Below are 380 nucleotides of genomic sequence, written 5' to 3' on the forward strand. Positions count from 1 at the left end.
GCTTGGAAGTGACTAGCCATGCATAAAGTGGCTAATCTTCGTTTTCTGGCACGTCACGCAGATACTTAGCCGGTACACCTGCCACCACAGTATTGGCCGCAACATCTTTATTCACCAAAGCACCCGCGGCAATCACCGCATTGTCACCAATGGTGACTCCGGGAAGTATATTCACTCCCATGCCTACCCAAACGTTGTTACCAATGGTCACCGGTAATGCGGTTTCTAAACCTTCGGTACGCTGCTTAACATTTAAAGGGTGAGTGGCTGTGGAAATATTGACTGATGGTGCAAACATGACATCATCACCAATCGTCACTGGCGCACCATCGAGAATCACGCAATTATGATTAGCGTAAAAGTTTTTGCCAGTGGTAATG

Annotated in this window: 1 protein-coding gene; it reads right to left on the bottom strand. The window is 47.4% G+C overall.

Features of this window, described 5'->3' with window-relative positions; all coding sequences use genetic code 11:
- Positions 1-31: 31 nt before the first annotated feature.
- On the bottom strand, positions 32-380 hold a 349-nt coding region (locus Q4528_RS12805), incomplete at its 5' end, for a sugar O-acetyltransferase (RefSeq protein ID WP_303521854.1).

The organism is Staphylococcus pasteuri, from assembly GCF_030547725.1.
Lineage (GTDB): Bacteria > Bacillota > Bacilli > Staphylococcales > Staphylococcaceae > Staphylococcus > Staphylococcus pasteuri.